8 protein-coding genes are annotated in these 14706 nt (G+C 64.1%); all 8 read left to right on the top strand.

The window, feature by feature from the left end; translation table 11 throughout:
- Nucleotides 1-67: 67 nt before the first annotated feature.
- The 8 genes from WMO46_RS02210 to WMO46_RS02245 all read left to right on the top strand — a co-directional run bounded on the left by WMO46_RS02210 (nucleotide 68) and on the right by WMO46_RS02245 (nucleotide 14667).
- Nucleotides 68-1909, top strand: a complete 1842-nt coding sequence (locus WMO46_RS02210) for a right-handed parallel beta-helix repeat-containing protein (RefSeq protein ID WP_349093696.1) — start codon at nucleotides 68-70, stop codon at nucleotides 1907-1909.
- Nucleotides 1910-1919: 10 nt separating this feature from the next.
- Nucleotides 1920-3779: an alpha-1,3-galactosidase-related protein gene (locus tag WMO46_RS02215; RefSeq protein ID WP_349093697.1), complete on the top strand. Its 1860-nt coding sequence runs from the start codon at nucleotides 1920-1922 to the stop codon at nucleotides 3777-3779.
- Between the two features lie 8 nt (nucleotides 3780-3787).
- Nucleotides 3788-4900 (top strand): glycoside hydrolase family 43 protein, encoded by a 1113-nt coding sequence (locus tag WMO46_RS02220; RefSeq protein ID WP_349093698.1) that lies wholly within the window; start codon nucleotides 3788-3790, stop codon nucleotides 4898-4900.
- A gap of 61 nt (nucleotides 4901-4961) precedes the next feature.
- The gene (locus WMO46_RS02225; protein ID WP_349093699.1) at nucleotides 4962-8039 is read left to right on the top strand and encodes a SusC/RagA family TonB-linked outer membrane protein; all 3078 of its coding nucleotides are present in this window, start codon (nucleotides 4962-4964) and stop codon (nucleotides 8037-8039) included.
- 3 nt (nucleotides 8040-8042) lie between these two features.
- Nucleotides 8043-9650, top strand: coding sequence for a RagB/SusD family nutrient uptake outer membrane protein (locus WMO46_RS02230; RefSeq protein ID WP_349093700.1), 1608 nt, complete (start codon nucleotides 8043-8045; stop codon nucleotides 9648-9650).
- Nucleotides 9651-9668: 18 nt separating this feature from the next.
- Entirely contained in the window at nucleotides 9669-10784 is a 1116-nt protein-coding gene (locus WMO46_RS02235; protein ID WP_349093701.1) for an FISUMP domain-containing protein, read from the top strand.
- A 26-nt stretch (nucleotides 10785-10810) separates the two neighbouring features.
- Nucleotides 10811-12508 (top strand): right-handed parallel beta-helix repeat-containing protein, encoded by a 1698-nt coding sequence (locus WMO46_RS02240; protein ID WP_349093702.1) that lies wholly within the window; start codon nucleotides 10811-10813, stop codon nucleotides 12506-12508.
- Between the two features lie 11 nt (nucleotides 12509-12519).
- Nucleotides 12520-14667, top strand: a complete 2148-nt coding sequence (locus WMO46_RS02245; RefSeq protein WP_349093703.1) for a SusE domain-containing protein — start codon at nucleotides 12520-12522, stop codon at nucleotides 14665-14667.
- The last annotated feature ends 39 nt before the right edge of the window (nucleotides 14668-14706 follow it).

Genomic DNA, 14706 nt, shown 5'->3' on the forward strand with positions numbered 1-14706 from the left:
TCTTAACATCGGGATAGCCGAAAGTGGCCGAGTTCGCTTACTTTTGTTGCAACCGAAACAACGACCCATGAACCGACCCACCCGTCTTATCGTCCTCCTGCTCCTCACAGCCGCATCCGTACCATATGCCGCAAATGCCGCACGCCGCACCGTGCGGGTGTCCGACTACGGGCTGCACCCCGGCAGCGGCCGGAACGCCCTGCCGGTCGTCCGGCGGATCATCGAGGAAAACAAGGGTGTCCGGGGCTTGCAGATTCGTTTCGACGAGGGGCGTTACGACTTCTACCCCGACGCCGAACGGCAGGCGGCCGGCAAACCGACCACGGCCTTTGCCCTGACGCAGACGGACGGCGTGGAGATCGACGGCGGCGGATGCGACTGGATCTTCCACGGGCTGATGAATCCCGTGCGGCTCTCGGGGTGCCGCAACACGACGCTCCGCAACGTGCGCATCGACTGGCAGCAGCCCTACAACTCGCAGGCGACGATCGTTTCGGCGACGGACACCTATTTAGATATGGAGATCGACGCCGGGCGCTATCCCTACGTCGTGGCGGGCGACTCCCTGGCCTTCGTCGGCGAATACGGACTGCAACGGATCGTCCCCGAATATACGAACCTCTACGACGCCGCGACGCACGAACTGCTCTACCAGACGCGCGACGTACCGCTGGGCCGCGACATGTTCCGGGCCCGGGTCACCGACCTCGGGAACAACCGGGTGCGTTTCCACTACCGCCCGGCCATGAAGCCCGCACCGGGAACCGTCGTCGTCTTTTTCCACGGACGCTACATCACCAACGGCATCGAAATCGCCGACTGCCGGCAGACCCGCATCGAACAGGTGACGATCCACCACACGCTGAGCTGCGGCGTCTTCGGCGTCCGTTCGCACGACGTTGCGATGGTCGGCCTCGACATCGTGGCCGACGAACGGTCGGGGCGCGTTTTCAGCACCATCGCCGACGCCACGCACTTCATCGGCTGCACGGGCGACATCCTGTTCGACGGCTGCACGGTAAGCGGTTCGGGCGACGATTTCACCAACGTCCACGGCATGTACGCCCCCGTCGCGGAGGTCTGCGGCGAACGCTCCGTGCGGATCGCGCCCACGAGCCGCGACCAGGGATTCCGCCCGGGCGAACGGGTATGGCCGCTCGATACGGCGACCATGCAGCGCGGCCGTCCGCTGACATCGGCCGGAACGGAACGCATCGCGGGATCGCGGGACTACGTGCTGCATTTCCGGGAACCGGTCGCCGGACGCATCGCGGCGGGAAACATGCTGGAAAACGCGACGCTCTGTCCCCGGCTCACCGTGCGCAACTGCCGGATGCTGAAACAGAACCGCGGCCGTTCGATTCTGGTGACCACCCCGGCCAAAGTCCTCATCGAAAACAACTATTTCCGCTCGGCCGGAGCCGCGGTCCTCATCGAGGGCGACACGGAGCTCTGGTTCGAATCGGGCGCCGTATGCGACATCACGATCCGGAACAATCTCTTCGAGGATTGCTACACCTCGGGCAACAACATCATCGACGGCCCCTGGGGCTGGGGCGAAGGGGTCATCTCGATCTCGCCCTCCTTCCGGCCGCAGGATGCCGACGCGAAGGCATACCACCGCAATATCCGCATCGTGGGGAACACCTTCCGCCACTTCGACTGCGCCGTTCTGTTCGCCCGCTCGGCCGAGGGGCTGGAGTTCAGCCGCAACCGCCTCGAACGCACCCGGACCTACGAACCGTTCTACCGTCCTTACAACCTCTTTCTGGACGGATGCCGCAAGGTGCGGGTCGCCGGCAACAGCTTCGGCCCCGATTTTCCGGGGCACAACATCGGCATCGTGCACATGCGCCCCTCGGAGATCGTCCAGCGCGGCGGCCGGCCCCTCGAAATCATCTGCAAATAACATCCGACGAATGAATACGAAACGACTGACCCCGATCCTCGCCGGCCTGCTGGCGCTCTTCGCGCAGGGCTGCGAAACGCGCCCCGCGCACATCCGCGTCCCGCTCGACGGCCGGACCGACTACACCGCACACGTGCGGGAGATCCTCCGCGCACACCCCGAAGGAGCGTTCACGCTGGAATTCGGACCCGGCGTCTACGACTTCTATCCCGAGCAGGCCGAAGAGCAGTTCCTGCGCGTGTCGAACAACGACAACGGAACCAAACGCATCGCCTTCCGCATGGAGGGAATGCGCCGCGTCACCGTCTGCGGGCACGACACCGAGTTCCGTTTCCACGGCGAGCTGGTCCCCTTCTACATCGACAGCTGCGAGGAGATCGCCCTCCGGGGCGTCACGATCGACTACGACGTGCCGTTCGTGCTGGAAGGCCGCGTGATCGCACAGGACGCCGCGACACGCAGTATCGACCTGAAAATCACCAGCGGCAACCCCGTGCGGGTCGAGGACGGGGAGCTGATCTTCTCGGGCTACGGCTGGGAGCAGACCCAGGGCGACAACATCGTCTTCGACACCCTTACCCATGCCCCCTATTACAACACGGCCCGCTTCCTCCATCCCTACTGGCAGCGGAAACTGACGGCCGCGATGCTCGGCCCCGACACCGTGCGGCTGACGGGGTTCCTCTCCCCGGAACTGCCGCCCGTGGGCTCGGTCTACGCCGACAAAGGCCCCTTCCGCAACAACCGCCGCTGTCCGGGCATCGTCGTGCACCGCACGCGGGACCTGCGGATCGAGCAAACGACCGTCCACGCCTCGGGCGCCATGGCGCTGATCTGCGAGAACACCGAGGACGTGACGCTCGACCGATACGATGTCCGTCTGCGGGAGGGCTCCGGCCGCTTCATCTCGGCCTCGGCCGACGCCACGCACTTCGTCAACTGCCGGGGTACGATCCGCTTCGACGGCTGTCTGTTCGAGAACATGCTCGACGACGCCACGAACGTCCACGGAACCTACATGGCCGTAGACACGCTTTCCGGCGACCGGCTGACCGCCCGTTTCGGGCACGTCCAGCAGCAGGGGTTCGACTTCGCCCGCGCCGGAGACACCCTGCGGCTGATCGACCGCATCAGCCTTCGCCCGCTGGAAACCTTCGTGGCGGCCGAAGCCCGGCCCCTCGGCGACGAGCAGTGGACGATCCGTGCGGCGGGCCCCCTCGCCACTCCGCCGTCGGAACACCTCGCCGTCGAGAATCCCCGCAACATGCCCGCCGTCGAGATGCGCCGCTGCACGGTGCGCAACAACCGCGCGCGAAGCATCCTGATCTCGACGCCGCGCCCCGTGACGGTCGAGGACAACCGGTTTTCGTCGATGATGGCCGGCGTGCTAATCGCCGGCGACGCCAATTCGTGGTTCGAATCGGGCAGCGTCGGCGATGTCGTCATCCGCCGCAACACCTTCGTCAATATGGGCACGGGCGGCGAAAATCCCCAGTCGGTATTGCAGATCTCGCCCGAGATTCCGGCCTCGGGCCGCGGCGGCGGCTTCCACTACCACGGACGCATCGTCTTCGAACAGAACACCGTCCGCACGTTCGACTCGCAGGTGATCTACGCCCTGAGCGCCGACCGGGTGGAAATCCGCGGCAACCGCTTCATCCAGAGCGACTATCCGCCGATCTTCGACGGACTGTCGTACATCGACCTGCAACACTGCCGGGAGGCCGAGATTTCGGGCAACAGCTTCGAAGGCGACCGCACGGCCGAGGTGAGCGCCGTCGGCTGCGGCAGCGTCCGGATGGCCCCCGGGCAGCCGGGATTCGCCGACGCGACGGTCGAGAAACCCAACACCTACTACTACAAACAATAACGACACCCATGCGCACTTCCACCCTGTTCACAGCCCTGTGGCTGATTCTTGCGGCCGCGGGCTGCACCCGCCCGGAGTTCCGGCCCGGAGCGGTCTGGACCGACACCGGCGGCGCCGTCATCAACGCCCACGGAGGCGGCATCCTCTACGACGAAGGCCGCTACTACTGGTTCGGCGAGCACAAGACCGCAGGCGAGGCGGGCAACCTCGCGCAGGTCGGCGTACACTGCTACTCCTCGGAGAACCTCTACGACTGGCGCGACGAAGGCATCGCCCTGGCCGTGGCTCCCGAAGGCTCGGGCAGCCCGATCGAAAAAGGCTGCATCCTCGAACGCCCGAAGGTGATCCGCAACGCCCGCACGGGCAAATACGTCATGTGGTTCCACCTCGAACCCAAAGGGGCCGGGTACACGGGCGCCCTGAGCGGCGTGGCGGTCAGCGACCGTGCCGCAGGCCCCTACACCTTCCTGCGGGCCGAACGCCCCGACGCCGGGGTCTATCCGGTCAACGCCCTGCCGCAGCATTTCGGCAAGAGCCGCGCCGCGGGGATGCGCTTCGACGGCGGCAGCCTGCCCGAACACCCCGACTCGCTGAACCTCGTGGGACGCGACGCCGCGCAGGGGCAGATGGCCCGGGACATGACGCTCTTCGTCGACGACGACGGCCGCGCCTACCACGTCTACTCCTCGGAGGAGAACAGCACGCTCCACATCTCGGAGCTGACCGACGACTACCTCGCCCACAGCGGCCGCTACGCGCGGTTCTTCGTCGGGCGGTTCATGGAGGCCCCGGCGCTTTTCAAACGCGGCGGGCGCTATTACCTGATGATGTCGGGCTGCACGGGCTGGGCCCCCAACGCCGCCCGCTCGGCCGTCGCCGAATCGGTCTGGGGCCCGTGGCGGGAGCTCGGGAACCCCTGCGAAGGCCCCGGAGCCGAGACCACCTACGATTCGCAGAGCACCTTCGTCGTCGCCGTGGCGGGCACCGACCGCTATATCTACATGGGCGACCGCTGGAACCCGGCCGACGCCGCCGACGGACGCTACGTGTGGCTGCCCGTGCGGTTCGAAGGAGAGGGATTCCGCGTCGAATGGCGCGACCGCTGGCGCTGGGAAGAGTGACCGAATGCAAAACCAACCTACCGCATATGAAACAAACTTACCAACCTAAAAAACGTTGAACATGAAACACAGCTATCGCACCCATTTGCGTCTGTGGCTCACAGCGCTGGCCGGATTCTTCCTCCTGGCCGTGCATGCGCAGTCCGGCGCAGAGGTCCGCATCCAGGGAAAGGTCACGGACAAACAGCACAGCCCGATCACGGGCGTCGTCGTAGCTGTCCAGGGCCGGCAGGCCGGCACGACGACCGGCACGGACGGTACGTTCACCATCACGGCCCGTGTCGGCGAAACGCTCGAGATATCGTATCTCGGCTACAAGAAACAGCAGCTCAAAGTGACGCAGGCCATGACCCGCGCCGACATCACGCTCGAAGAGGACGCCCTCGCCGTGCAGGACGTCGTGGTCATCGGCTACGGCACGACCAGCAAGGAGAAACTCACGGGCGCCGTATCGACGGTCTCGACCGCCGATTTCAAGAACCGCCCGATCACCGACGTATCGCTGGCCCTGCAAGGCAAGATCACGGGCGTGCAGGTGACCCAGACCTCGGGCCAGCCCGGAGCCGACGGCGGCACGATCACCGTGCGCGGCATCGGCACGCTCAACGATTCGTCGCCGCTGGTCATCATCGACGGATTCGAATCGTCGTTCGACAAGGTGGACCCCAAGGACATCGAGTCGATGTCGGTCCTGAAAGACGCCGCCTCGGCCGCCATCTACGGCAACAAGGCCGCCAACGGCGTCATCCTCATCACCACGAAGAAGGGCCGTTCGGGCCGCTTGCAGGTCGAGTACAACGGATACGTCTCGGTCCAGCAGGTGACCCGCTATCCCGACCTGCTCGGATCGGTCGATTACATGAACCTCTACAACGAGGCGTGCCTCAACTCGGGCCAGCAGCCCCGTTACAGCCAGAGCTACATCGAGCATTTCCGCAAGGGCGACGATCCGGCGCTCTACCCCGACCGCGACTGGGCCGACTTCTACTTCAAGCCCGCGATCCTGCACAACCACTACGTGAAGCTCAACGGCGGCACCGACCAGCTGGCCTACACGCTGTCGATGGGCTATTTGGGACAGGACGGCATCCTCGAAGGCACGGAGTACGACAAGTATAACTTCCGCATCAACACGACCAGCTCGCTGTTCAAGGACCGGCTGAAAATCTCGGCCAACGTCGCCGGGTATTCGGGCGTCAAGAACGACCTGGTGGACGGCACGGGCAACACGCTCTACCGCATCGTGGCCATGAGCCCGATGGTCAACGCCAAGATGGAGGGATACGGCTGGACCGACTGGTTCTACGACGACGCCGTGCGCGAAGCCGGAGGTTTCAACAAGACCAAAACCGGGAATTTCAGCGGCAACCTCAACCTGCAACTGTCGCTGCTGAAAAACCTGCGGCTGGAAGGCGCCGTCAACTACGACCGCACGACCGAAACGGGGCAAATCTACGCCCCGAACGTGGACCTCTACAAGGTCTTCACGGGAGCCGACGGTACGCAGACCATCGGCAAAAGCACCTCGCGCGAGTCGTCGATCACCGAATCGACCTACCGCTACGGCAACCTTTCGAGCTACGTCACCCTCTCCTACTGGGCCACGGCCGGCGACCACCACCACTTCAAGGTGCTGGCCGGATGGCAGCAGGGGCAGTGGGACAACAAATACTACAAGGCTTCCCGCACGCGCCTGACCACCAACCTGCCGTCGCTCGAAGTGGGCGACCCCTCGACGCAGAAGAATTCGAGCTGGGAGACCGAGGTCAAGAGCATGTCGCTCTTCGGGCGTTTCAACTACGACTACAAGGAGAAATACCTCGTCGAGGCCAACATCCGCTACGACGGCTCGTCGAAATTCGCCGAAGACCACAAATGGGGCGTCTTCCCGTCGTTCTCGGCCGGGTGGCGCATCTCGCAGGAGGCGTTCATGCGCAACGTGCGGTGGATCGACGAACTGAAACTGCGCGCCTCGTGGGGCCAGCTCGGGAACGAGAAGATATGGAGCTCCTACGCCGGCATCGACATCCTCTCGATCGGTTCGTGCAACTACATCTGGGAGAACCAGCAGGTCACCGGAGCCGCCACCTCCTACATCGCCGACAAGAGCCTCACGTGGGAGACCACCACGCAGTACAACATCGGTCTGGACCTGCGGCTGTTCGGCTCGCTGACCTTCACGGGCGACTTCTACGTGAAGGAGACCGACGACATTCTGATGCAGCTGCCCGTGTCGGGCATCTTCGGCTTCACCGAGGACCCGTGGAAAAACGCCGGGCGCATGCGCAACACCGGCTGCGAATTCGCGCTCTCCTACTTCAAGGCATTCCGCAAGTGGGAGTTCAGCGCCGGGGCCAACCTCTCCTTCAACCGCAACAAGATTCTCGACCTGAAGGGCCAGAGCCCGATCCTCAACTCCACGACGGGCATCCTGCTCGAAGAGGGCCGGCCGATCAACACGCTCTACGGCTACGAGGTGGAGGGCATCTACCAGAGCGACGAGGAGATCCACAACCACCTGACGACCTTCGACCGCAACGGCAACCCTGTGAACTCCTACTCGGGACTGGTGGCCGCGCCGGGCGACATCCGCTTCAAGGACCAGAACGGCGACGGGATCATCGACATGGACCACGACCGGGTGGCGCTGGGCGATCCCAACCCCGACTTTCTCTTCTCGTTCAACCTCGGGGCCCGCTGGAAGGGCTTCGACCTGACGGCCTTCTTCCAGGGCGTCTGCGGCGGCGAGGGATGGAGCACGGGCGAACTGGTCTCCCCGTTCTTCAACGGCTACAACACCGCGGCCTGGATGACCGAACGCTGGACCCCCGAACATCCCAACAACACCTATCAGCGGGTCTACATCGACAACCAGCGCGCGAAGATCAAATCGGACTATTACGTCGAGGACCTCTCCTACATGCGCATGAAAAACCTCGAACTGGGCTACACGCTCCCCAAATCGCTGGTCGGCAAGATCGGGATTTCGGGCGTCCGCGTCTTCGTCAGCGCCCAGAACCTCTTTACGCTCACCCGCTACAAGGGTTTCGACCCCGAGCGTGCGGGCGTCAACGCCACCAACATCTACGATTACCCGCTGGTCCGGACCTTCACGGCCGGCCTGAACGTAACTTTCTGAGCCATGAAAAAGTTTTCCACACTCTTCATCGCAGCCCTGCTGCTCGCGGGATGGTCGAGCGGCTGTGCCGACTATCTGAACACCGTTCCCGTGGACAAGTCCTCGCCCAACACCTTCCTCAAGGGCGTCGAGCAGGCCAAGAGCATGCTGGCGGGCATCTACTACTGCTTCTACGACGATTCGCCGGCCTATATCACCCCCTACACCTATGAAAACATGTGCGACAACTCCTACAACCACCACACCTGGGAGTTCAGCGCCGAATTCGCGTCGGGAACGCAGACCGCCGCGAGCTGGTGGGCCGAACTGAAATGGACCAAGGACTGGCAGGCCATCTCGCGCGCAAACTCCCTGATCCGTTCGATGGCCCTCGCCACGGGCATCGGCCCCGCGGACAGCCGGAAGATCCTGGCCGAAGCGCGGTTCCTGCGCGCATGGTTCTATTTCGATCTGGTGCGCTTCTACGGCCGGGTGCCGCTGGTGGACGAGAACTCGCCGCAGGAGAACGCCCCGCGCGAGGAACTCGACAAGGTGATGGCCTTCATCAAGGGCGACGTGGAATATGCCGTCGGGAATCTCGACAACATCCCGGGCGGCGAGGTCGCCAGCCTCGGAGCGGCCCTCATGCTCCGATTGCAGATCGCGCAGTACGAATACGACAACACCGAGGTCATCGCCTGCGCCAAGGCGATCAAGGAGCTCGGATACGATCTCTACGGCGACTTCCGCAAGCTATTCCTCGACGAAGGCATCAACGACCCCTCGAACAAGGAGGTGATCTTCAAGGTCAACTACGCCGAGGACCTGCGATCGAGCTACATGACCCAGCTGTGGTACAACTGGTTCTCGTTCAACACGACGCTCGAAATGGTCAACAGCTTCTTCACGGCCAACGGACTGCCCGTCAAGCCGCTCGAAGCCGACAACGGCGCCTCGATCCCGGCCGATCCGACCTACGACAAGGACTATCCCTTCGAGAACCGCGACCCGCGCCTGAAACTCTCGGTGCTCTGCCCCGGCGACGAATACCGCTGCGACGGCACCTCCCGCTATCAGGTCCACTGGCAGCCCGCCAACTGGGACAACAAGACCGGCTTCGCGGCCAAAAAGGGCGCCAACGAGACGCTCGGGAACCTCAACAACGACGGCGGCGACAAGATCCTGATGCGCTACGGCGAAGTGCTGCTGGCGTGGGCCGAGGCCGAGAACGAGGAGAACGGCCCCAAGGGCGCCTACGAGATGATCGACCGGCTGCGCCGCCGCGTGGGGATGGTCACCCTCACCGAATCGCTGCCCAACCTCACGAAGGAGACCATGCGGGCGCTGATCCGCAACGAACGCCGCGTGGAGCTTTTCCACGAGGGCCAGCGCTGGCACGACATCCGCCGCTGGAAGATCGCCGAGAAGGTGATGACCGACGCTCACGGCCTCGACGTATCGAAATTGCAGTACTACCCTTCGAGCGGCGCCACGTCGCCCTACTGGCAGTACGAGGAGATCGTCATCGACAAGCGTTCGTTCAACAAGGACCGCGACTATCTGTGGCCGATTCCGCTCAAAGAGCTGAACGCCAATCCGCTGATCCGCGACGACCAGAATCCCGGTTATTAACCCCAAATGCCACTGACAATGAAACGTTTCACCGCATATCTGATTCCCGCGGCCGCCGTTCTGGCCGCGCTGCTGAGCCTGTCGTGCGAACAGCAGATCGACTACGTCGATGCGACGTGGGCGCGCCCCGTCTCCCCGGCCGAAGGCTCGACCCTGAAGATCGACTTCTTCAAACCCGACGACAAGCAGGTCTTCACCTGGGAGGCACGTCCGGGAGCCACCTACAAGATCGCCTTCGACGTGGACATGCACTTCGAGAACGCCTGCGTCTACGACATGGGGCATAAGGATTCGCTCGTGCTGACCAATTCGGAGATGCTCGACATGCTGCGCACCGTCTGGCCCGACTTCTCGGGCGTCAAGCGCTTCTTCTGGCGCGTCGAGCAGACGCGCGGCCACGAGGTACGCACGTCGTGGCGCTATTTCAGCGCCATTCCGCTGGTCGAGAGCTTCACCGACGCCCGCGACGGCGAGGTCTACGGAGCCTGCCAGTTCATCCTCAACGACGGTTCGCTGATGACCATCATGTCCGAGAACCTGCGCGCCACGGTCTATGCCGACGGCGAACCGCTGCCCGTCGAAGCCAAGGCGGCCGCGGGCGGCGGCTATTGCAACGACCCGCTCTACGTGCAGAAGGTCGGCCGCTACTACTCGTGGGCCGCCGCCACGCGCCTGACGTGGGACGAAGCCAAAGCCGCCTACGAAGCAGGCCAAACGGTGCAGGGCGTCTGCCCCGAGGGGTGGCACCTGCCCTCGATGGACGAATTCAACGCCCTGCGCGAATACCTCGGGGCCGACGGTGCCAACGCCGTGAAAGACCCCTCCTACTGGCTGACAACCGCCGGCATCACGAACAGCGCCAAGATGAACGTCGCGGTATCGGGATTCTACTGGCACGAGGGGCTGACGTTCCTCACCGACCCGACCTTCACGGCGCGGTTCTGGACATCGACGCCCCGTCTGCGAGGCATGCAGTTCGCCTACGGCGACAGCGCCTCGGCCGACGATCCCACGAAGGCCGTCCTGCTCTCGATCTACGACGACGCCTCGACGCTGAACATGCAGTCGTACAGCATCGTACCGTCGGTCGAGAACCACATGTACCCCATCCGCTGCGTGATGGACCCGATGTAAACCCAAACTGCGAAAAAGCCATGAAAATGCACCTGATCATATTCGCCGCGCTGCTGGGCGCCTGCCAGCTCGCGGCCTGCAAGGAGGACGAACCCCGCACCCCGCAAAACGGTCCGGAGGAGGCCGCCTATCCCCACCGCTACTACATCGACCCCGAAAACGGGTCCTACTACAACACCGGGCACTCCCCCTCGCAGGCGTGGGAGAGCATCGACCGCATCCTGGAGCGTTCGTGGAAGGCCGGCGACACGATCCTCATCAAGCGCGGCACGGTCTACAACGGATCGCTCACGCTGCGCGGCAGCGGCTCGGCCGAGGCGCCGATCGTGCTGGGCTCCTACGGGGACGAGAGCCTGCCCCTGCCCGAGATCGCGGGCGGCGGAAACTACGAAGCCATCCTGATCCGCAACGTCCAGTACTGGGAGTTGCAGGACCTGCGGATCACCAACAAGGGCGAAGCCCCGCGGCCCAAGATCGCCGGCATCCGCATCGAGGCCGACAACATCGAGGGCGGCGTGATGAACCACATCCACATCCGCCGCTGCGAGATCGCCGATGTCTACGGCACGAAGACCCACCACAACGAAGGCGGCGGCTCGGGCATCTTCTACTACAACGTCATCGGGGGTTCGAACCCGTCGTCGTTCCACGACCTGGTGGTCGAGGACTGCCGGCTGACCGACTGCCAGCGCGACGGGCTGACGGGCTATCTCTCGACGGGCGACCGCTCGCTGCGCAAGGCCAACACGGGCTTCGTGTTCCGCCGGAACGTCTTCGAGGGCATCCCCGGCGACCAGATCATCGTCAACGGCTGCGACGACGCCCTCGTGGAGTACAACGTCGTGCGCAACTGCGCGCCGGGCGATTTCGCCGACGAGAGCGTCCCCAACCGCATGGAGGCCGCCGCAGCCTTGTGGTGCATCCACAGCGACGGCACCGTCTTCCGCTACAACACCGTGCAGGATCACAAGGCCACGTGGGACGGACAGGCGTTCGACGTTGATCAGAACTGCCGCAACACGCTCTTCGAGTACAACATCTCCTACAACAACACGGGCGGCTGGCTGATGCTCTGCCCGAGCGACGTGGCGTTCGACCGCAATTTCGTCTCGCAGGAGGGCACGGTGGTGCGCTACAACGTCAGCATCAACGACGGCACGCGCGACTACGTGAAGGGCAACGGCCAGACCCTTTCATCGACGATCGACGTGGTGGGGCGCGTGGGCGGATGTCATTTCTACAACAACACCATCATCAAGACCCGTTCCGCCGCGACGCACGCCGATAACACGGCCGTCACGTTCGACAGCTACACCAACATCGAAGGGTCGCTGGTCTTCACCAACAACATCTTCTACAACACCACCGGCACGGCCAATCCCTTCGTCAAGGTCGGCACGGGCGAGTTCATCGACGACCGGGGGCTGATCCTGCGCAACAACTGCATCTGCGGCTACCGGGAGGGAACCATCCCCGGCACGGGCGACCACAACGTCGGGACGATCCTCTCCGACCCGAAATTCGTCCGCCTCGTGGAGGAGTTCACCGCCGATAACGACCTGATCGACAAGGAGCAGATCCTCGCCGGACTGCAACTGGCCGCGGGATCGCCCTGCATCGGTGCGGGCGCCGGAATCGCCGACGAACCGGTATTCCCACTCACGACCGACTTCTGGGGCGAGCGCATCGGCAACGCGCGCAACATCGGGGCGTATAACCATTAAAACCAAAGGCCATGAACAACATCATCCGAAATACCGCTCTGGCAGCCCTGTTCGCCGCTCCCCTGTGGATCGGCGGCTGCAACAAGGAAAACGATTTCTACGAGGTGGGGCGCCAGCCGGTGACGCTGACCCGCCCGGCGATCGACACGGTCATCGTCCTCAATCACGAACATCCCGACTCGCTCTACACCTTCGCATGGCATTCGCGCCGCCATTTCATCGACTACAAACTGCGCTTCGGTCTGGACGAACGATTCACGACCTCCTGCGAACAGAATCCCGGCGTGAGCGACTCGTGGCGGATGTCCACGCTGCAACTCGATTCGGTGCTGAGCTCCATGAACGTCGCCGTCGGCGCCACGGTGAAGCTCTACTGGACGGTCGAAGTGGTCGATCCCGAGGTCGGCTGGTGCGACGAGGTGCGGCGGCTGACCGTCACGCGCTGCGAACTCCCGACGGGGCTGATCCTGCTTCAGAGCCCCGCAAGCGAGGCGAAGATCGTCCTCGACAAGAAGAGCCCCGAAGCCGGGGTCGCCTTCGAATGGGAGTGCCCCTCGACCGTTCCCGACTACATGCTGCATGTCGGTCTCGACGCCGGGCTTTCCGGCGAAGGGACGATGACCGTGGCCTGCCGGTCGGAGACCTCGCACGCCTTCACCATGCAGGAGCTGGACGACTGGCTGGCGGCGCAGGGGATCGAACGGAACGCCGAAACCGCGATCTACTGGCAGGTGACGGGCACGGGCGACCTGAACAACCCGATCGAGAACAGCGCCGTGCGCACGGCGACCGTCCGGCGCTTCACGAAAGACCCGGCAGCGCTGACGCTCGCGGAGCCCGCGGCCGACGCCGAACTGCTGCTCGATGCGGAGAAGGCCGACGAAGCGGTGAAATTCGCGTGGTCGTGCGACACGACGGGGATCACGTACACCCTGCGGCTCCACGACGCCGAATTCGACAAGAGCGCGACCTTCAACACGGGCGAAACGGCCTCCTACGAGATTTCGCAGGGTGATCTGGACCTGCTGCTGGAACAGACTTTCGGCATGGTCGCCTCGCAGAAGAAGAAATTCACGTGGAGCGTGACGCCGAGCGACGCGGAGTTCGCCGCAGCCGACGAAACCGAACGGATCGTCTACATCCGGCGGTTCGAGGCCGTGACCGCCGCCGATCCGATCACTCTCACCGCAGGCCCGGCCGACGGAACGGACTACGCCCTCGACTATGCCCGCAAGGACGAGACGCTGAGCACGGCGGCATGGACCTGCAACGCCCGCGGAGTTACCTATGCGCTCGAATACAGCCTCAATGCCGACATGAGCGCGTCGAAAACCCGGCCCCTGACGGCCGAGAAATCCGCCGCGCTGACCCACTCGCTGCTCGACGACATGCTCTCCGACCTGGGAGGCGCCTACCTCACCCGCACGGTCTACTGGCGCGTGACCTCGACGGTCAGTATCAAGACCGTGCCGTCCGAGACCCGGAGCCTGCGGCTGACGGGCATGCTGCGCCCCTACACCGACCTGCGCGACCCGGCCAGCCCGGAGACCTATGCGGTGGTGAAGATCGGCGAAGACATCTGGATGGCCGAGAACCTCCGGGCCCTGTCGTACAGCGACGGAACGGCATTCACGGCCGTCGATGTGATCTACGGAAAACCCGCGGCCAAGACCTTCGCCAACGACCTGATCGGCGATGCGAAAGTGCGCGGCGTCTATTACAGCTGGCCGACGGCCCTGCGGACCTACGAAGAGGCCACCGAGGCCGAAGACACCCGCATGCAGGGCGTCTGCCCCGAGGGATGGCACGTCTCGACCATGCAGGAGTGGAAAGCCGTGCGGACCGCCGCGGATTACAGCGCCGCGCGGGTCAAGTCGGCGCAGTACTGGACCGGCAGCACGGGCACGAACGACACGGGGCTGAACATCGTACCGGCCGGCAAGTTCTGGCACGGCAACGTCCCCTCGCCGGACAATGCCGACGACAAGGCCAGCTTCTGGACGACGACCAAGACCGACGTCACGACGGCCCAGATGTTCGAGGTGTTCGGCTGGAGCAACGAGATCGTTCCCTGGAATTTCAATTCGCGCCCGTGGAGCGAGGGCGACGGCACGGCTTCGATGCTGGTGAACGTGCGCTGCGTCCGCGACCGCGACTAAACCGAAGAATCCGGGCGGAATGCTCCGCCCGGATTTTAC

Origin of the sequence: Alistipes intestinihominis (genome assembly GCF_040095975.1) — a bacterium.
In the GTDB taxonomy this organism is placed as follows: Bacteria; Bacteroidota; Bacteroidia; order Bacteroidales; family Rikenellaceae; genus Alistipes; species Alistipes senegalensis.

What these genes read in the sequence shown, in the direction of transcription:
- WMO46_RS02210 (WP_349093696.1), top strand. Translation starts at nt 68, where the DNA reads ATGAACCGACCCACCCGTCTTATCGTCCTCCTGCTCCTCACAGCCGCA.
- WMO46_RS02215 (WP_349093697.1), top strand. Translation starts at nt 1,920, where the DNA reads ATGAATACGAAACGACTGACCCCGATCCTCGCCGGCCTGCTGGCGCTC.
- WMO46_RS02220 (WP_349093698.1), top strand. Translation starts at nt 3,788, where the DNA reads ATGCGCACTTCCACCCTGTTCACAGCCCTGTGGCTGATTCTTGCGGCC.
- WMO46_RS02225 (WP_349093699.1), top strand. Translation starts at nt 4,962, where the DNA reads ATGAAACACAGCTATCGCACCCATTTGCGTCTGTGGCTCACAGCGCTG.
- WMO46_RS02230 (WP_349093700.1), top strand. Translation starts at nt 8,043, where the DNA reads ATGAAAAAGTTTTCCACACTCTTCATCGCAGCCCTGCTGCTCGCGGGA.
- WMO46_RS02235 (WP_349093701.1), top strand. Translation starts at nt 9,669, where the DNA reads ATGAAACGTTTCACCGCATATCTGATTCCCGCGGCCGCCGTTCTGGCC.
- WMO46_RS02240 (WP_349093702.1), top strand. Translation starts at nt 10,811, where the DNA reads ATGCACCTGATCATATTCGCCGCGCTGCTGGGCGCCTGCCAGCTCGCG.
- WMO46_RS02245 (WP_349093703.1), top strand. Translation starts at nt 12,520, where the DNA reads ATGAACAACATCATCCGAAATACCGCTCTGGCAGCCCTGTTCGCCGCT.